The 17,877-nt window shown below is 76.4% G+C and carries 17 protein-coding genes; 9 read left to right on the forward strand and 8 right to left on the reverse strand.

Annotation, left to right across the window (positions count from 1 at the left end; all coding sequences use genetic code 11):
- Positions 1-2: 2 nt before the first annotated feature.
- Positions 3-692, reverse strand: coding sequence for a demethylmenaquinone methyltransferase (locus M3673_RS06590; RefSeq protein ID WP_251532629.1), 690 nt, complete (start codon positions 690-692; stop codon positions 3-5).
- Positions 693-886: 194 nt separating this feature from the next.
- On the opposite strand from M3673_RS06590, the gene M3673_RS06595 reads away from it, so the two are divergent.
- The 4 genes from M3673_RS06595 (at position 887) to M3673_RS06610 (ending at position 4,917) form a co-directional block, all read left to right on the forward strand.
- A complete protein-coding gene (locus tag M3673_RS06595) occupies positions 887-1,807 on the forward strand; it encodes a L,D-transpeptidase family protein (protein ID WP_251532630.1) in 921 nt (306 codons plus the stop codon).
- 191 nt (positions 1,808-1,998) lie between these two features.
- Complete coding sequence (locus M3673_RS06600; RefSeq protein ID WP_156697935.1) at positions 1,999-2,142, forward strand: hypothetical protein; 144 nt, start codon at positions 1,999-2,001, stop codon at positions 2,140-2,142.
- A gap of 115 nt (positions 2,143-2,257) precedes the next feature.
- On the forward strand, positions 2,258-4,066 hold the full coding sequence (locus M3673_RS06605; RefSeq protein ID WP_251532631.1) for an ABC transporter ATP-binding protein: 1,809 nt from the start codon (positions 2,258-2,260) through the stop codon (positions 4,064-4,066).
- Positions 4,063-4,917 carry a serine/threonine-protein kinase gene (locus M3673_RS06610; protein ID WP_251532632.1) on the forward strand — a complete coding sequence of 285 codons (855 nt, stop codon included), beginning with the start codon at positions 4,063-4,065 and terminating at the stop codon, positions 4,915-4,917. Before M3673_RS06605 ends, M3673_RS06610 begins: the two co-directional genes overlap by 4 nt.
- Positions 4,918-4,936: 19 nt before the next feature.
- Here the strand turns inward: M3673_RS06610 and M3673_RS06615 are convergent, their stop codons facing one another.
- Positions 4,937-5,584: a hypothetical protein gene (locus tag M3673_RS06615; protein ID WP_228942723.1), complete on the reverse strand. Its 648-nt coding sequence runs from the start codon at positions 5,582-5,584 to the stop codon at positions 4,937-4,939.
- Between the two features lie 59 nt (positions 5,585-5,643).
- Here M3673_RS06615 and M3673_RS06620 point away from each other — a divergent pair, with 59 nt between their 5' ends.
- The gene (locus M3673_RS06620; protein ID WP_251532633.1) at positions 5,644-6,954 is read left to right on the forward strand and encodes an isochorismate synthase; all 1,311 of its coding nucleotides are present in this window, start codon (positions 5,644-5,646) and stop codon (positions 6,952-6,954) included.
- On the opposite strand, the gene M3673_RS06625 is transcribed toward M3673_RS06620, so the two are convergent.
- Both M3673_RS06625 and M3673_RS06630 read right to left on the reverse strand, forming a co-directional pair.
- Entirely contained in the window at positions 6,917-7,423 is a 507-nt protein-coding gene (locus tag M3673_RS06625; protein ID WP_251532634.1) for a GNAT family N-acetyltransferase, read from the reverse strand. The genes M3673_RS06620 and M3673_RS06625 overlap by 38 nt on opposite strands.
- Positions 7,424-7,434: 11 nt before the next feature.
- Entirely contained in the window at positions 7,435-8,076 is a 642-nt protein-coding gene (locus M3673_RS06630) for an MBL fold metallo-hydrolase (RefSeq protein ID WP_251532635.1), read from the reverse strand.
- Between the two features lie 50 nt (positions 8,077-8,126).
- Between M3673_RS06630 and M3673_RS06635 the strand changes: the two genes are divergently transcribed.
- Genes M3673_RS06635 through M3673_RS06645 form a run of 3 tightly spaced genes read left to right on the forward strand, consistent with a single transcriptional unit; the run spans position 8,127 to position 10,740 of the window.
- Complete coding sequence (locus M3673_RS06635) at positions 8,127-8,657, forward strand: GNAT family N-acetyltransferase (protein ID WP_251532636.1); 531 nt, start codon at positions 8,127-8,129, stop codon at positions 8,655-8,657.
- A complete protein-coding gene (locus M3673_RS06640; protein ID WP_251532637.1) occupies positions 8,654-9,883 on the forward strand; it encodes a cytochrome P450 in 1,230 nt (409 codons plus the stop codon). The genes M3673_RS06635 and M3673_RS06640 overlap by 4 nt, the downstream gene beginning before the upstream one ends.
- Entirely contained in the window at positions 9,880-10,740 is an 861-nt protein-coding gene (locus tag M3673_RS06645; RefSeq protein ID WP_251532638.1) for an NmrA family NAD(P)-binding protein, read from the forward strand. Before M3673_RS06640 ends, M3673_RS06645 begins: the two co-directional genes overlap by 4 nt.
- 85 nt (positions 10,741-10,825) lie before the next feature.
- Here the strand turns inward: M3673_RS06645 and M3673_RS06650 are convergent, their stop codons facing one another.
- Genes M3673_RS06650 through M3673_RS06665 form a run of 4 tightly spaced genes read right to left on the reverse strand, consistent with a single transcriptional unit; the run spans position 10,826 to position 16,478 of the window.
- Positions 10,826-12,691 (reverse strand): Na+/H+ antiporter, encoded by a 1,866-nt coding sequence (locus M3673_RS06650; RefSeq protein ID WP_193661971.1) that lies wholly within the window; start codon positions 12,689-12,691, stop codon positions 10,826-10,828.
- Positions 12,692-12,724: 33 nt separating this feature from the next.
- Complete coding sequence (gene menD, locus M3673_RS06655) at positions 12,725-14,428, reverse strand: 2-succinyl-5-enolpyruvyl-6-hydroxy-3-cyclohexene-1-carboxylic-acid synthase (RefSeq protein WP_308196106.1); 1,704 nt, start codon at positions 14,426-14,428, stop codon at positions 12,725-12,727.
- The gene (locus M3673_RS06660; protein ID WP_251532639.1) at positions 14,425-15,417 is read right to left on the reverse strand and encodes an o-succinylbenzoate synthase; all 993 of its coding nucleotides are present in this window, start codon (positions 15,415-15,417) and stop codon (positions 14,425-14,427) included. The genes menD and M3673_RS06660 overlap by 4 nt, the downstream gene beginning before the upstream one ends.
- Positions 15,414-16,478, reverse strand: coding sequence for an AMP-binding protein (locus tag M3673_RS06665; RefSeq protein ID WP_251532640.1), 1,065 nt, complete (start codon positions 16,476-16,478; stop codon positions 15,414-15,416). The genes M3673_RS06660 and M3673_RS06665 overlap by 4 nt, the downstream gene beginning before the upstream one ends.
- 37 nt (positions 16,479-16,515) lie before the next feature.
- Between M3673_RS06665 and M3673_RS06670 the strand changes: the two genes are divergently transcribed.
- Positions 16,516-17,853, forward strand: a complete 1,338-nt coding sequence (locus tag M3673_RS06670; RefSeq protein WP_251532641.1) for an MFS transporter — start codon at positions 16,516-16,518, stop codon at positions 17,851-17,853.
- Positions 17,854-17,877: the final 24 nt, after the last annotated feature.

A 17,877-nucleotide genomic window follows, 5' to 3' on the forward strand; every position in this document is an offset into this window, starting at 1 on the left:
GCTCAGGCGGTGGCGCGGTGGAGGGCGACGACGCCCCCGGTGAGGTTGCGCCACTCGACGCCGGTCCAGCCCGCCTCGGCGACGAGGTCGGAGAGGCCCTGCTGGTCGGGCCAGGCCCGGATCGACTCGGCGAGGTAGACGTAGGCGTCGGGGGCCGAGGAGACGGCCCGGGCGATCGGCGGCAGGGCCTTCATCAGGTACTCGAGGTAGACGGTGCGGAAGGGCGCCCAGGTCGGGTGGCTGAACTCGCAGACCACCAGCCGGCCACCGGGCCGGGTCACGCGGCGCATCTCGCGCAGGCCCGCCAGCGGGTCGACGATGTTGCGCAGCCCGAAGGAGATGGTCACGGCGTCGAAGGTGGCGTCGGCGAAGGGCAGCCGCGTGCCGTCGCCCGCGGTGAAGGGCAGGTGGGGCCGGGCCTGCTTGCCCACCCGGAGCATCCCGAGGGAGAAGTCGCACGGCACGACGGTGGCACCACGGTCGTGGAAGGGCTCGCTCGAGGTGCCGGTGCCGGCGGCGAGGTCGAGGACGCGCTCGCCCGCGACCGGCGCGACGGCCTCGGTGACGTCGTGGCGCCAGCGGCGGTCCTGGCCCAGCGAGAGCACGTCGTTGGTGACGTCGTAGCGACGCGCCACGGTGTCGAACATGCGACGGACGTCGATGGGTTGCTTGTCGAGCTGCGCGCGGGCCACGCCCCCGAGGTTAGCCCGCGTCCAGGCGCCGCACCCCACCGCACACCACCACCCGCACCGCACCACCGCACCGCACCATCGGGAGGGCGCCGGGCGATCACCGCCGGGACCCGGGCAACCGGAGGCCCTCCTCGTGCGTCTCCCTGGTGACCGGCTCGACCCGGTCGGCCACCCACACACCACGAGGACCTCCCATGCCCCTGCTGCGCCGCCTCTCTCTCGCCCTCGGCCTGGCCGTGGCCCTCGTCCTGGTCGCCGTGCTCGGCGCGACCGCCCTCGGCGGATCCGGTGGGCACGAGCGCTCCGACCGCGCGGGGGCCGCCGACCCGCGACCCGGCGCTGCGGCCGAGCGCCGGCCCGCCCGTCCCGCGGCCGAGCCCGCCCCCCGGTCGACGCCGACGGCCACGACCGCGCCCACGCCGCCGCCGCCGCCGACAGCCACAGCCACAGCCACGCCGTCCCCCACACCCGAGCTGGTGCCCGGTCCGGCACTCCTCTCTCCCGGCGACGACGGCGCGGAGGTGCGCGAGCTCCAGGCCCGGCTGGCCCAGATCGACTGGTTCGACGCCGGGCTCACGGACCACTACGGCGAGATCACGGAGGCGGCGGTGCGCGGCTTCCAGGACAAGCGCGCGATCCCGGTCACCGGCGAGGTCGACCAGCGCACCATGGACCGGCTGCTGGCCATGACCACCGAGCCCACCGACGCCGAGCTCGAGGGCCGCACGCAGCAGGCCGGTGCGCTCGACCCGCGCTGCCTCCAGGGCCGGGTGATCTGCGTCGACAAGAGCACCAGCACGCTGCGCTGGGTCGTCGACGGCGAGGTGCTGCGCACCCTCGACGCCCGCTTCGGCGCCGCCGGGACCCCCACCCGCGAGGGGGTCTTCGAGGTCTACCGGATGAGCCGCGACCACGTCTCGAGCCTCTACGACACCGCGATGCCCTACGCGATGTTCTTCTCCGGCGGCCAGGCCGTGCACTACTCCCCCGACTTCGCCGCCACCGGCTACGCCGGCGCCTCGCACGGCTGCGTCAACACACGCGACCTCGCCGGGGTCGCCGCACTCTTCGACGAGGTCCGGCTGGGCGACGACGTGGTCGTGTACTGGTCCTGAGACCGTGCCGGCGGCGGTCGGGGCCGGCCGCGTGACCGACCGTGAGGCGTCGATGAGACGGGTGAGAGCCCTCTCATCGGCGCCTCACGCGTGCCTCACCGCACCGCCGCAGAGTTCTTCTCGTCACCCCCACCGGGGTGGCCGACCCGGCCTCAGGGCCGGGCGGACCGCACGAGAGAGAAGAGACCGTCATGGCACGCTCCAGCATCTTCACCGCCGTCAAGCCGGCCACCATGGCCCGCCGCGCCGACACCGACAGCCGCGACGGCGGCCGTCGCCGGCGCCGCCGTCGCAACCGTCGCAACCGCAGCCGCTCGCGCTCGCGCACCAACTGAGGCCTCGGCTCACCCGTCCGCCGACCCCCCTTCGGCGGACCCGGACGACGGGGGTGGCTCCCACGCAGCGAGCCACCCCCGTCGCGGCCGTTCCCACCACCGGAGGAGACCCCCGATGCGCCGAGCCTGGCGGAGGCTGATCGCCTCGTTGCGCCCCGCGGCCGACGCCGCGCCCGTCGTCGACGCGGCCCGGCAGCTGACCGTGCTCGCCGTCGTACGCCGCTTCTGGCCACGACTGCGTCCGCTGCGCGGCTGGCTGGCCCTCGGGCTGGTGCTCCTGGCGGCCGCCCCGGCCATCGAGGTCGTCGAGATCGTGCTCTTCCAGCGCCTCGTCGACGACGTGCTGGTGCCGGCCGACTTCTCCCCGCTCCTCACCCTCGCCGTGGCCTACCTCGCGCTCAACCTCGCCAGCGGCCTGGTCTCCAGCGCCGACGACTACCTGTCCACCTGGGTCTCCCAGCGCTTCCTCGTCGACCTGCGGCGCGACGCCTTCGAGCACGTCCTGCACCAGCCCGCCACGGTGCAGGACCGGCGCCGCCTCGGCGACACCATGGCCCGCCTGACCTCCGACGTGAGCGCGGTGGAGAGCTTCATGGTCGGCCAGCTCGCCACCGGCCTGGGCGCCCTGCTGCGGCTGGTGCTCTTCGTGGGCGCGCTGCTGTGGCTGCAGTGGGAGCTCGCGCTCGCCTCGCTCGTGGTCGTGCCCGTCTTCTGGTGGGTCTCCAGCCACTTCGCCCGCTTCACCCGCGACGTCTCGCGCGAGCGCCGCCGCCGCGGCGGCTCGCTGTCGAGCATCACCGAGGAGAGCCTGGCCAACGCCACGCTCGTGCAGACCTACGGCCGCGAGCGCGAGGCCGTCGCCGACTACGACCGGCAGAACCGCGCGATCGCCGCGGCCGAGCTGGCCGGCAGCCGCGTGCGGGGCCTCTTCCTGCCGCTCGTCGACCTGGCCGAGCTGGTCGGGGTGCTGCTCGTGGTGACCCTCGGGGTCTGGGCGCTCTCCACCGACCGCCTCACCCTCGGCGGGCTGCTGGCCTTCCTCACCCTGCTCATGCAGTGCTACCGCCCGGTGCGCGACCTCAGCGACCTGGTGCCGTCGCTCTTCTCGGCCACCGCCGGCGTCGAGCGCCTCGTGGAGCTGCTCGACGAGCCCCGCGCGGGAGACCGGGCGGGGGCCACCGCGCTGCCCGGCGGCCGGGGCGCCGTGGACCTGAGCGCCGTGACCGTGCGCTACCCCGGCGCAGCACGCGACGCCGTCAGCGGGCTCGACCTGCACGTCGCGCCGGGCGAGCGGGTCGCGGTCGTGGGGGCCAGCGGCTCGGGCAAGTCGACCCTCGCGCGGCTGCTGACCCGTCAGGTCACCGCCGACGCCGGTGTGGTCGCCGTCGACGGCCACGACGTCGCCGACCACACCGCCACCTCCGTGCGCGCCGCGGTCACCCTGCTGCTGCAGGAGCAGCTGCTGCTCGACGCCAGCGTCCACGACAACATCGCCTACGCCCGGCCCGGTGCCACCCGCGCCGAGGTGCGCGCCGCCGCCCGGGCCGCCGACGCCCACGCCTTCGTGGAGCGGCTCCCCCAGGGCTACGACACCCGGATCGGACAGCGCGGACGCACGCTCTCGGGCGGCCAGCGCCAGCGCCTCTCGCTGGCCCGCGCGCTGCTGCGCGAGAGCCGGGTGCTGGTGCTCGACGAACCCACCACCGGGCTCGACCCCGACGCCACCCGCCGGCTGCTGGAGGCCGTCACCGACCCTGCGCTGGGGCGCACGGTGCTGCTGCTCACCCACGACCCGCTCGCCCTGGAGTACGTCGACCGCGTCGTGCGGCTCGAGGACCTCGCCGACCACCCACCGGCCGACGCCGGCCACCCATCGGCCGACCCGGCCGACCCCGTGCCCGTCGCCGCGGCGGCGTCCCGGTGAGCGGGCCGCGCCCGGCCAGGCTCCTCGCGGGCGGTCGCGACGCCGTGCCGGGACCCGTGCCGGAGGTCGCCCCCGGCGAGCCGCTGCTGCCCGGCTACCGCGCGGTGCAGCGCCTGGCCCACGGACGCCGCCTCGACACCTGGGACGCCTACGACGAGGAGCGCGGCTGCCGCTGCGTGGTCAAGGTCGTGCGCACCGACCGCCGCCACGAGCGCGAGGTCGTCGACGGGGTCCTGCGCGAGGGCCGCATCGTGACGACGCTGACCCACCCGCACCTGGTGCGCGGCTACGCCGTGCTCACCGACCCGCGTGCGGCGGTCGTGCTCGAGACCCTGCGCGGCGCCACCCTGGCCGCGGTCGTCGAGGAGGGCGCCCTGGGGGTCGAGGACACCGCCCTGCTCGGTCTGCAGCTGGTCTCGGTGCTGGGCTACCTGCACCGCCACGACTGGCTGCACCTGGACCTCAAGCCGGGCAACGTCGTGGTCGAGCACGGCAAGGCGGTGCTGCTCGACCTGAGCCTGGCCGCGCGACCCGGTGCGGGCCGCCCGGGCGCCGGCACCCCCGGCTACCTCGCCCCGGAGCAGGTCACCGGCGAGGGCCTCGCGCCCGCGACCGACGTGTGGGGGCTCGGCGTGCTGCTGCGCGAGGCGCTCAGCGGCGAGGAGCCGACACCCCCCGCGCGGTGGCGGGCGCGGCGCCCGGCCCCGGTGCGGGTGGCGTCCCACGCGCCGGCGGAGCTGGCGAGGCTGCTGGCGGCCTGCGGCGACCCCGACCCCGCGGGCCGCCCGCGGCTCGTCGACGTGCGCGCCGTGCTGGCGGCGTACGCCGACGACGGCACGCGCCTGCCCTGAGCGGGCCGGTCGGGCCGGGTCAGTCCTCGGAGCCGGCGAGGTCGTCGAGCACGGCCACGGCCTCCTCGGCGGTGATCCCGCCGCCCTGGATCCAGTACGTCGTGCCCTCGGCCCCCAGCTGGCAGGTCACGCCGGCGGGGTCGTCCTCGGGCACGGGCTGGCCGGCCGGCACGTTCTGCCCGTAGGTGAGCTGGCACACCGCGTCGCCGACCCGCTCGAGCTCGGTGGAGCTGCGGGCGAGGTCGAGCAGCGCCGGGTCGACCGGCAGGGCGCCGGGGATGAACAGCCCGGCGGGCACGCCGACCACGGCCACGGCCGCCTGGCGCTGCAGCGCCTCGTCGGCGTAGATGCGGACCTCGGCGGGGGCGTCGAAGACCTCGCCCAGCCGCTCGCCGGCCGACTCCTGGAGCTCGGTCTGGCGCTGCGTCAACTCCTCGGCCTGGGCCGGGTCCTGGCCCTCGGGGGCCTCGACGCCGAGGTCGAGGGCCCGCAGGCCGCCCGGCAGCTCGTCGGGCAGGGCCGCGACGCCGTCGGCGCCGGAGAGCTCCTCGGCGCCGCTGTCGATCCTCGGCAGGACGACGGCGAAGACGACCATGAGGGCCAGCAGGACGGCGCCGAGGACGACGCCGGCGACGCGGGTACGAGCGATGGTGGGAGTGGTGGTCACGGCGGTGACGTTACCCACGCCTCGGTCGGGATCGCCCATCGGCTGAGTACCCTCGAGACGTGAGCACCAGCGAGACCTCCGGCGCGACCGCGGGCCGTCTGGCCGCCGGTCCCCTGGTCGCTCGCACCGTCGTGGTCGAGCCGGGCCACGTCGACTCGCTGCTGTCCCTGCTGCCCGCGGACCGTCCGGTGACGTGGCTGCGTCGAGGCGAGGGCCTGGTCGGCTGGGGTGTCGCCGCCGAGCTGCGCACCGACGGGCCGACCCGCTTCGCCGACGCCGCGAAGTGGTGGTCGGAGCTGGTCGCGCGGTCGGTGGAGCACGACGCGGTCGACGAGCCGGGCACGGGCCTGGTGTGCTTCGGGTCCTTCGCCTTCGCCCACGAGCCGGGCGACTCCGTGCTGGTCGTGCCGTCGGTGGTCGTGGGTCGCCGCGGCGACCTGACCTGGGTGACGACCATCGGCCCGGCCGAGCAGGAGGGCGGGTCGCCCGACCTGGCCCCCGCCGACGACCCGGCGGTGCCGGTCGGGATCAGCTTCGTCGACGGCGCCCTCGACGGCGAGCGTTGGATGAGCGTGGTGGCCGACGCGGTGGCCCGCATCGAGGCCGGCGACCTGGAGAAGGTCGTGCTGGCCCGCGACCTGCTCGCCACCGCCCACGCGCCGGTCGACGTGCGCTGGCCGCTGCGCCGCCTGGCCGAGAGCTACCCCATGTGCTGGACCTTCCACGTCGACGGCATGTTCGGCGCGACCCCCGAGATGCTGGTGCGCCGCGAGCGCGGGCTGGTGACCTCGCGGGTGCTGGCCGGCACCATCCGTCGCAGCGGCGACGACCAGCGCGACCTGGCGCTGGCCGCCGCGCTGGCCCGCTCCTCCAAGGACCTCGAGGAGCACGAGTACGCCGTGCGCTCGGTCGCCGACGCCCTCGAGCCGCACTGCTCGTCGATGAACGTGCCCGAGGCGCCCTTCGTGCTGCACCTGCCCAACGTCATGCACCTGGCCAGCGACGTCGCCGGCGTGGTGCACGACGCGGCGACGGTCTCGTCGCTGCAGCTGGCCGAGGCGCTGCACCCCTCGGCGGCGGTCGGCGGCACGCCCACGGCGGCGGCCACCGCGCTGATCCACGAGATCGAGGGCATGGACCGCGGTCGCTACGCCGCGCCCGTCGGCTGGATGGACGCCTCCGGCGACGGCGAGTGGGGCATCGCGCTGCGCTCGGCGTCGGTGGACGGCTCGACCGTGCGCCTCTTCGCCGGCTGCGGGATCGTCGGCGACTCCGACCCCGAGTCGGAGCTGGCCGAGGCCCAGGCGAAGTTCGTGCCCGTGCGCGACGCCATCACGGCGACGGAGCCGTCGCCCCCAGCCGCAGGTTGAGCCCGATCGCCGCGGCGTTGTCGGGGTGGTGGAAGGTGCGCAGCCGGGTGTGGCCGCGCGAGCGCGCCCAGCGCACCGCCTCCAGCTTCATCGCCACCGCGAGCCCGCGGCCCCGACGCTCGGGCACCACGCCGGTCATCTCGCCGAAGGCGTAGCCCTCGAGCGGGCGCAGCGAGGTGAGGCTGAGCCCCACCCAGTGCTCGCCCTCGACCGCGACGACCGCGCCGTGGGGGTCGTAGGAGGCCGCCGCGCACCGCTCGGGCACCCCCGCGGACAGGTCGGCGCCGGGGTCGTCGGCGGCGCAGCGGGCCCAGAGCGCCTCCAGGCGGCGACGCTGCCGTGCGCCGTCGCCGAGGCGGGCCATCGTGGTGAGGGCGACGCCGGCGGCGGTCGCGGCGTCGAGGCAGGGCAGGAACGGCGTCTCGTCGAAGGCCGCGAGGTCGAGCTCGAGTCGCACCCAGGCCGTCACGGCCGCCCCGCTCAGAGGTCGGCGCCGTCGGGCAGCCGGGTGTAGGCGCTCCCGGCCGGCTCGAGGAAGCGGCGCAGGTGGCCGTCGACGATGTCGAGGCCGGCCTCGGAGTAGACGCGGTCGTGGATCGCCAGCACCCGGGGGGCGCCGACCGCGCGGGCGAAGTCGATGGCCTCGGCGGCCTTGAGCCACGGCGCGCTGACCGGGCAGAGCAGCACGTCGACGGGCTCGCCGGGCGGCGTGAGGGCGTCGCCGGGGTGGTAGACGCGCTGGTCGCCGCAGGTCACGACGTAGCCGCTGTTGTCGATGCGGGGCAGCTCGGGGTGGATGACCGCGTGGCGCTCGCCGACGGCGCGCACCGGGAGGCCCGCGGCGGTGAAGCGCTCGCCCGGGGCGACCACGACGAGCCGCTCGGCGACGTCGGGGGCGTCCTCGCGGATGCGGGCCGCCACCGCCTCGATCGTGACGACGGGCGCGTCGCTGAGACGCAGGTGCTCGGCGAGGTAGTGGTCGGGGTGCTCGTGGGTCAGCAGCACCGCGCCGGCCCCGTCGAGGGCCGCGGCCGCGTCGGTGAAGACCCCGGGGTCGACCACCAGCACCCCGCCCTCGTGCTCGACCCTCACGCAGGCGTGGCCCAGCTTGGTGATGCGCATGGCCCCCACCGTAGCCATCCCGCGACCCGGGTGGTCCCTACGATGCAGGGGTGAGCACGAGCAGCCCCCGACCCGCTCCCGCCGTGCGGCTGCGCGAGGCGACGCCCGAGGACGCCGAGGCCCTGACCCACCTGCACCTCGACGTCTGGGACGACGCCTACACCGGCCTGGTGGAGCAGCACGTGCTCGACGAGCGCCGTGCCGACGTGCCGGCCCGCGTGGAGCGCTGGCGCGGCATCCTCGCCGGCCCGCGCGAGGAGCCGCTGTGGCTGGCGGTCGAGGCCGGTCCCGGCGGCGGGGAGGAGCTGGTGGGCTTCGCCAGCGCGGGCCCGGCCCGCGACGGCGACGTCGACACCGCGACCGAGCTGTGGTCGCTCTACGTGCGGGCCCGGCTGTGGGGCACCGGGGTCGGCTACGCGCTGCTGCACGCGGCGATCGGCGACCGCGCGGCGTACCTGTGGGTGCTGGCGGGCAACGACCGGGCCATCGGCTTCTACGAGCGGCAGGGCTTCCGCCTCGACGGCACCGTCGACGAGCTCGACGACGGGCGCCACCTGCGCATGCTGCGGGCCGGCACGTGAGCGTGCTCGACCTGGGCGACCCGTCCTTCGACGTCACCTCCGCCGCGGTGCTCGAGGCCCGCGAGCGCGACTGGTACGTCGAGACCACGTGGGGCTGGGCCGTGCTGCGCCACGCCGAGGGCACCGCGGTGCTGCGCGACCGCCGCTTCGCGCAGGGCAACGCCCGCTGGCCGGCGCAGAACGGCATCCACTCCGGGCTCTTCTCCGACTGGTGGGCCGAGACGCTGCTGAGCCTCGAGGGCGACGACCACGCCCGCGTGCGCCGGCTGCTCGCCCCGGCCTTCCGCGGCCGCATGATCGCGGCGATGCGCCCGCGCTTCGAGGCGCTGGCCCACGAGCTCGTCGACGCCTTCGCCGCCACCGGCCGCGTCGAGCTCGTCCACGACTTCGCCGAGCCCTACGCCGCCCGCATCATCTGCGTGCTGCTCGGCCTCGACGAGGCGCACTGGCCGCAGGTGGCCCGCTGGGCCGACGACCTGGGGGCGTCGTTCTCGGTCGACGTGGCCGCCCGGCTGCCGCGCATCGAGGCCGCGCTGGAGGGGCTGACCGGCTACGTCGACGAGGTCGTCGCCGACCGGCGGGCCCGGATCGCCTCCGGCCCGGCCCCCGGTCCGGACGACCCACCGGAGGACCTCGTGACCACGCTCGTGCGCGCCGCCGACGACGGCGAGCGGCTCACCGGGCGCGAGCTCAGCGTGGCGCTGGTCTTCCTGGCCTTCGCGGGCATGGAGACCACCCGCAACCAGATCGGCCTGGCCGTGCAGACGCTGCTGGCCCACCCCGACCAGTGGCGGCTGCTGGGCGAGCGCCCCGACCTCGGCGCCGCCGCCGTCGAGGAGGTGATGCGGGTCAACCCCACCGTCACCTGGGTGACCCGCGAGGCCCTCGAGGACGTCGACCTCGGCGGCCTGCGCGTGCCGGCCGGCGGCATCGTGCAGGTGCTCTCCCACGCCGCCGGCACCGACCCGGCCGCGATGGCCGACCCGTCCTTCGACATCGAGGCCCAGGCGCGGCGCGAGCGGCCGCCGCACGCCGGCTTCGGGGCCGGGGTGCACCACTGCCTGGGCCACCTCGTCGCGCGCACCGACATGGCCGTCGCCCTGCCCCTGCTCGCCCGCCGGCTGCCCGGGGCCCGCCCCGACGGCCCCGGCACCTGGCTGCCCGTGTCGGGCAACACCGGCGCGCTCCGCTTCCCGATCCGCTTCGACGTCCAGGAGGACGCATGACCGACCTGACCCGCACCGTGGGCGTCACCGGCTCGACGGGGGCGCTCGGCGGCCTCGTCACCGCGCAGCTCGCCGGCGCCGACTTCCGCCTCGACCTGCGCCTGCTCGTGCGCGACGCCTCGCGCGCCCCCGACGTCGACTGCGACGTGCGCGAGTGCACCTACGCCGACCACGCCGCGTCGCTGGAGGCCCTGCGCGGGGTCGAGACCCTCCTCATGGTCTCCGCGGCCGAGGCCGTCGACCGGCGCGAGCAGCACCGCACCTTCGTGCGCGCCGCCGCCGACGCCGGCGTGCGCCACCTCGTCTACACCTCCTTCGCCGGCGCCGACCCCGAGGCCACCTTCACCCTCGGGCGCGACCACCACGACGCCGAGACCGCGATCCGCGAGGCGGCCGCGGAGACCGGCATGGGCTTCACGTTCCTGCGCGACAACTTCTACGTCGACGTGCTGCCGCTCTTCGCCGACGAGGCCGGCGTCATCCGCGGCCCCGCGGGCGAGGGCCGGGTCGCCGCCGTGGCCCGCGCCGACGTGGCCGACGTCGCCGCCACGGTGCTGCGCGACCCGGCCGCCCACGCGGGGGCGACGTACGTGCTGACCGGGCCGGAGGCGCTCACCATGACCGAGGTGGCCGCCCGCGCCGGCGCCGTGCTGGGCCGCGAGCTGCGCTTCGAGGACGAGGGCGTGGAGCAGGCCTACGCCTCGCGGCGCGCTGCCTACGACGCCGAGGACTGGCAGCTCGACGCCTGGGTCAGCACCTACACCGCCATCGCCGACGGCTCGTGCGCCCGGGTCACCGACGACGTGCGGCGCGTCACCGGCCACGACGCCCGCACCCTGGAGCAGGCGCTGGCCTGAGCCGCCGCCGGCCCGGCTGTCACGGCCCGGCTGTCGCGGCCCGGCCGTCCCGGGTCCGGCTCTCGCAGGCCCGGGCACCGCACGCTCAGCCGGTGAGGTGGTGCACGTAGCACCAGCGCCAGCTCTCGTCCTCCTCCGCCGACTGCATCACCGCGTGGGTGGTCTCGTGGAAGTGCACGGTGGCGTGCTGCTGCGGTGAGGAGTCGCAGCAGCCGACGTGGCCGCACTCCAGGCACTGGCGCAGCGCCACCCAGGTCGTGCCGTCCTCCAGGCAGCGCGCGCACACCGGGTCCTGGGCCGTGAGGACCGCCGGGAAGCGCTCCAGGTCGGCGCACACCTCGCCCAGGCGGCGGCCGACGGCGGTGGCGCGCAGCTCCTCGCGCTCCTCGCTGGCCACGTCGAGCATCGACTCCTCGACGTCGAGCATGGCCAGCACGTCGGCCACGACCTCCGCGGGCACCGTGCCGCCGCTGCGGATCTCCAGCACCCGGCGGCGCTCCGCACCGATCATGGCCCGGCGCGCGCGGGAGTAGAGGTCGCTGGGCGACTCCTGGTCGCCGACGGTGGCCAGGCGCTCCCAGGCGGCGAAGTTGCGCTGGTCGAGGCGCTGGCGGATGAGGTCGACGGCGCCGTGCCGGTCGTCGTACTCCAGCCGGTCGAGCTCCTCCAGCGCCGCCTTGGAGGCCTGCTGGAGCAGGGTCGCGCGGGCGAGCGCGTCCTCGGCGGGGTCGGGCGAGGGCACCCGCAGCCGGCGGGCCACCATCGGCAGCGTCAGCCCCTGCACGAAGAGGGTGCCGGCCACCACGGTGAAGGCGATGAGCAGGAGCACCTCGCGGTAGGGCGTGCCCTCCGGGACGACGAAGGCGGCCGCGAGCGTCACGACCCCGCGCATGCCGGCCCAGCCGAGCACGAAGGTGTAGGTCCACGGCGCGTCCTGGCCGAGGTCGGGGTCGGGCCCGGGGCGCACCAGCAGGTAGCGCGCCGGGAAGACCCACAGCAGCCGCAGCACGATCACCGCGGCCAGCGTCGCCCCGCAGACCGCCGCGATGCGCCCCAGCCCGATGTCGGAGTCGACCGCACCCTCGACGATCCACCACGCCTGGAGCCCGATGAGCAGGAAGACGGCGTTCTCCAGGACGAAGGCGATGGTGCGCCAGTTGAGCCGCTCCGCGATGCGCGACTGCGCGGTCTGCAGCACCGGCGCCTTGTGGCCCAGCAGCAGGCCGGCCACCACGACGGAGATCACGCCCGAGGCGTGGATCTCCTCGGCCAGCACGTACGCCGCGAAGGGCACGACCAGCGACATCGCCGAGTCGATGACCGGGTCGGTGATGCGCCGGCGCACCTTGCCGACCACGACGAAGAAGGCCAGGCCGACCAGGGCCCCGCCGCCCGCGGCGAGCACGAAGTCGAGCGCGACCCCGCCGGCGTCGAGGCCGCTGCCCGCCGCGACGGCCAGGGCCGTGCGCAGGAAGACCAGCGCGGTGGCGTCGTTGAAGAGCGACTCGCCCTCGAGGATCGTGACCACCCGCCGGGGCAGACCGATCCGGCGCCCGATGGCGGTGGCGGCGACCGCGTCGGGCGGGGCCACGACCGCTCCGATGGCCAGGGCCAGGGCCCACGGCAGGTCGGGCAGGAAGAGCCGTACGACGCAGGCCACGCCGGCGGCGGTGAAGACGACGAGCCCGACCGAGAGCAGCAGGATCGGTCGGCGGTTGGCGTTGAAGTCGACCAGCGAGGTCTGCTGGGCCGCGGCGTAGAGCAGCGGCGGGAGCAGGCCGAGGAGCACGACGTCGTGGTCGAGGTAGACCTGGGGCACCTGCGGCACGTAGGAGGCCGCCACCCCCACCGCGATCAGCAGGAAGGGCGCCGGCACCTCGAGCCGGTCGGCCAGCGCCGTGCACACCAGCACGCCGACGGCGAGTCCACACAGCAGCAGGGCGATCTCCACCGCCCCATCATCCCCCGGTGGCGGCCGGTGGCGTCAGTCCGCGGCCAGGCCGCGGATCCGGGCGTCGACCTCGCGGCGGTCCTGGCGGGGCACGCGCACCTCGACGACCTCGATCCCGCCGGCGGGCGAGGCGAGCGCCTGCTCGAGCTCGGGCAGGCTCTCCACCCGCCAGTGGGGGGTGCGGGTCGCCGCGCAGAGGGCGGCGAGGTCGACGCCGTGCGGGGTGCCGAAGAGCCGCTCGAAGCGGTCGGCGTGCTCGGGGGCGCCCTGCTCGAGCGTGGCGAAGATCGACCCGCCGTCGTCGTTGACCACCACCAGGGTCAGGTCGGGCCGGGGCTCGTCGGGTCCCAGCACCAGGCCGTTGCTGTCGTGGAGGAAGGTGACGTCGCCCAGCAGGGCGATCGCCCGGGTGCTGTGCGGACGGCCCAGCGCGGCGCCGATCGCGGTCGAGACCATGCCGTCGATGCCGGCCAGGCCGCGGTTGGCGGCCACCAAGCGGCGGGCGCCGACCCCGAAGCCGGTCTGCATGAGGTCGAGGTCGCGCACCGGGTTGGAGGGCCCGACGACGAGCAGCCCGCCGGGCGGCGTGGCCCGCACGACGGCCCCCGCCACGGCGTACGCCGTGAGCCCCGGCTCCGCGGCCACGAGCGCGTCGAGGCGCCGGGCGACCGCGCGGTCGGCCTCGAGCCACGCCTCGAGCCACGCCGTGCGCACCGGCCCCGCCGCGGCCTCGGCGGCCGGGTCAGCGGCGCCGGGCCCCACCGGGGCGGCGGGGTCGACCAGCTCGAAGCGGCCGCCGCCCAGCGGGCGGTCGACGCGGTAGGGCCGCGCGGGCCAGGCGCCGCGGCCCGGGGTGGCCCACACCTCGACGTCGTCGCGGCCGAGCAGGCGCATCACCGGACGCGACAGCGTGGGGTGACCGACCACGACGACGCGCTCGACGCTGCGGGCGAGGTCGGTGTCGAGCAGCAGCCGGTAGCAGCGCAGCGCGTGGGTGCCGGTGCGCGAGCCGCTGGAGGGCTCGGCCAGCAGCGGCCAGCCGGCGCGCTCGGCGAGCTGGCGGGCGGGCGGGCCGGCGTCGTCGCCGGCGACGACCACGGTGCGCGGGCCGAGCGGGATGCGGTCGACCCCGGCGGGGCGCACCCGCGCGGGGCGCTCCCCCGGCACGACGCCCGGCCGCCACGGCGCGGCCGGAAGCAGCGGGTCGTCGAGCTGGACGTCGAGGTGCACCGGGCCCCACGGGTCGTCGAGCACGGGGACGTCGTCGGGACCGGCCAGGTCGTGGGTCGCGACCAGGGCGCCGAAGATGCCCACCTGGTCGGTGGTCTGGTTGGCGTCGGTGCCGCGCAGCCGGGCCGGGCGGTCGGCGGTGACGACGACGAGGGGCTGGCCGGAGTGGGCGGCCTCCAGCACCGCAGGGTGCAGGTTGGCCACGGCCGTGCCCGACGTGCACACCACCGCCGCCCGGGCCCCGGCCCGGGTCAGCCCCAGTGCGAGGAAGGCCGCCGACCGCTCGTCGACGCGGGTGTGGAGACGCAGCAGCCCCGCGGTCGCCGCGTCGTGGACGGCGAAGGACAGCGGGGCGTTGCGCGACCCGGGGGCGACCACCACGTCGCGCACGCCGTGCGCCAGGAGGGCCGTCACCACCGCGCGCGCCAGCAGGGCCGAGGGCGGCTCGGTGGTCTCGGTGGGCCCGGTGGGCCCGGTGGGCCCGGTGGGCTCGGCGTGGGTGCTCACGGACGTCGATCCTGCCGCAGGGCCCTGACCTCGGCCAGGCGCGCCTCCCAGTGCGCCACCCGCTCCGGCGGCGCCGCCCACCGCGCGAGCGCGTCCTCGTCGACCACGGTGCCGGGCACCCCGGGCGTGCCCGGCACCCGCAGCACCCCGTCGACGGGCACCAGGGGGTCGGCGACGAGGTCGCCGGTGAGCAGCTGCACGGTGGACAGGCCGCAGGCGTGCGGCAGCTCCGGCAGCGCCGCGGCCAGCGCGAGACCGGCGGCGATGCCCACCGAGGTCTCCAGCGCCGAGGACACCACGACGGGCAGGCCGATGTCCTCGGCGATGCGCAGGCACGCCCGCACCCCGCCGAGGGGCTGCACCTTGAGCACCGCCACGTCGGCGGCCTCTAGGTCGCGCACGCGGTAGGGGTCGGCCGCCCGGCGGATCGACTCGTCGGCCGCGACCGGCACGTCGACCCCGCGGCGCACGCGGGCCAGGTCCTCGACCGAGGCGCAGGGCTGCTCGACGTACTCCAGGCCGCCGGCGGCGCGGTCGAGCACCGGGATCGCGGCGAGGGCCTCCTCGAGGCTCCACAGGCCGTTGACGTCGATGCGCACGTGACCGCTCGGCCCCAGGGCGTCGCGCACGGCCTCGAGCCGGGCCTGGTCCTCGGCCAGGCTCGAGCCGGGGTCGGCGACCTTGACCTTGGCGGTGCGGCAGCCGCCGCGCAGCACCAGCGCGTGGGCCCGCTCGGGGTCGACCACGGGCACCGTCACGTTGACCGGCACCTCGGTGCGCACCGGCTCCGGCCAGTCGCCGGCGGCCGCCTCCTCGGCGCAGCGCAGCCAGGGCTCGGCGACGGCCGCGTCGTACTCCAGGAACGGGCTCCACTCCCCCCAGCCGGCCCGCCCCGGGTCGCCGTCGCCGGCCCCGCGCAGCAGCACGCCCTCGCGCACGGTGATGCCGCGGAAGCGGGTGGTCATCGGCACCGACCAGACGTGCCTCACGCCGACCCGCCCGCCTCGACCAGCGCGCGCAGCCGCAGCCGGTCGGGCTTGCCGTTGGCCAGCATCGGCAGGTCGTCGAGGCCCACGAGCTGGCGCGGCGCCCATGCGCGCGGGTGCGCGCCCGCCACCCACGCGCGGGCGGCGTCGAGGTCGAGCGGTCCGACGACGAAGGCGACGAGCCGGTGGCCCCACTCCTCGTCGGGCACGCCGAGCACCTCGGCCGCCACCACGTCGGGGTGCTCGCGCAGCCGGGCCGCCACCGCGGGCGCCGGCACGTTGACCCCGCCGCTCACGACCACGTCGTCGAGGCGCCCGAGCACCTCGAGCCGGCCGTCGTCGTCGAGGCGGCCGGCGTCGGAGGTGAGGAACCACCCGTCGACCAGCACCTCGCGGGTCAGGTCGGGGTCGCCGTCGTAGCCCTCGAAGAGCGTCGGCCCGCCGAGCCGGACCCGCCCGTCGCGCCCCAGCGCCAGCGCGACGCCGTCGAGGGGCACCCCGTCGTAGACGCAGCCGCCCGCGGTCTCCGCCGAGCCGTACGTCGCCACCACGCGCACCCCGGCGGTCTCGGCGCGGTCGCGCAGGGCCGGGTCGAGCGGGCCGCCCCCGAGCAGCACGGTGTGGTAGCTGCGCAGGGCCCAGACGTCGTCGGGGTCGCCGAGCAGGCGGTGCAGCTGGGTGGGCACCAGGGAGACGAAGCGGTCGCCGCGCTCGGCGGCGCCGAGGGCGAAGGGTCCGCGGCGCACGAGCTCGGCGGTGGCCGCGGCGAAGCCGTCGTGCTCCTCGAGCAGCACGGGGTCGTGGCCCGCGACCAGCGAGCGGCACACGACCTGCACGCCCGCGACGTAGGAGGCGGGCAGCGCCAGCAGCCAGGCGCCCGAGGAGCCGAGTCGTCGCTCGGTGGCCTGCACGGAGGCGAGCACCGCGCGGCGCGAGAGGGCCACGCGCTTGGGCCGCCCCGTCGACCCCGACGTCGTGACGACCAGCGGCTCGGGCTCGGGCGCGCCGGCCAGCCAGCCGCGCAGGGAGTCGACCACCTCGCGGGTCGTGCCGCCGATATCCACGCGACCGACCCTAGCCAGGCGTGATCCACTGCGGGGCGTGAGCACCCTGGTCGACGTCGCCCGGGCGGGAGCCCGGAAGGCCGCCCCGCCCACCCCGCTGGCCGGACGGCTCTCGGTGCAGTCGGTGCTCTACGCCATCGGCGACGGCACCTTCCTCACCGCGAGCGCCGTCTTCTTCACCCAGGTCGTGGGGCTCTCCGCCGCCCAGGTGGGCCTGGGCATCACCGTGGCCGGGGTGGTCTCGATGCTCGTCGCCGTGCCGGCCGGGCGCCTCGCCGACCGGCTGGGCCCCCAGCGCACCTGGGCGCTGGGCGCCCTCGGCACCGCCCTCATGTACGCCGTGTGGCCCTTCATCGACGGCTTCACCGCCTTCCTGGCGATGAGCGTCGTGCTGGAGGTCGTCAACGGGGCCGGCAACGCCGGGCGCGGCGCCTACGTGCTCGACCTGCTGCCGCGCGCGGAGCGGGTGCAATCACAGGCCTACATGTACTCCGCGCTCAACCTGGGCTTCACCCTCGGCGCCGCGCTGGGCGGGATCGCCCTGGCCTTCGAGGACGACTCGGTCATCCGCGCCCTGCCCTGGCTGACCGCGGTGCTCGTGGCGGCCAACGCCTGGTGGATCACTCGGCTGCCGGCCACCTCGCACCAGCACCACCCCGACCCGCTCGTCGAGGCGGTCGAGGCCGCCCTCGAGGACCCGGAGCCGGTGGCACCCGCCCCCTCCGACGCCCGGGCGACCGGGCCCGGCGGGACGGTGCCCGGCGCGCTGCGCAACCGCGGCTTCCTGGCCACGTCGTTCTTCGGCGGGGTGCTCGACACCAACCAGGTGCTGCTGCACCTGGTCATCCCCCTCTGGCTGGTGGAGGAGACCGACGCGCCGCGCGTGCTGCTGGCGCTGCTCTTCGCCACGAACACGGTGATGTGCATCTTCCTGCCCATGCGGGCCGCGCGGGGGGTGCGCGACGTGAGCACCGCCCTGCGGGCGGCCCGCTTCAGCAGCCTCTTCTTCGTCGTGTCGTGCGTGATCACCCTGGTCACCCACGAGACCGTCGGCTGGGTCACCATCACGCTGATCTGGCTGGGCCACGTCACCGTGACCGGCGCCGAGCTCTACCTCTCGGCCGCGAGCTGGTCCTTCGACTCCGAGCTCTCCGACCCCGACCGGCGCGGGGAGTACCAGGGCGCCCGCAACCTGGGCCGCCAGCTGGGCTACATCGGCGCCCCCGCCCTCTACACCTTCCTCGCCCTGGAGGTCGGCACCCTGGGCTGGCTGGCCATCGCCGCCATCGCCGTGGCCGCAGCCGCCGCCCTGCACCCCTCGGCCCGGGCCGCGCAGCGCTTCCTGGTGCGCCACGACCTCGACCCCGCCCGCTGAGCGGTCGCGCGGGCCGCGGCTGGT

Source organism: Nocardioides sp. P86, from assembly GCF_023712465.1.
GTDB lineage: Bacteria > Actinomycetota > Actinomycetes > Propionibacteriales > Nocardioidaceae > Nocardioides > Nocardioides kribbensis.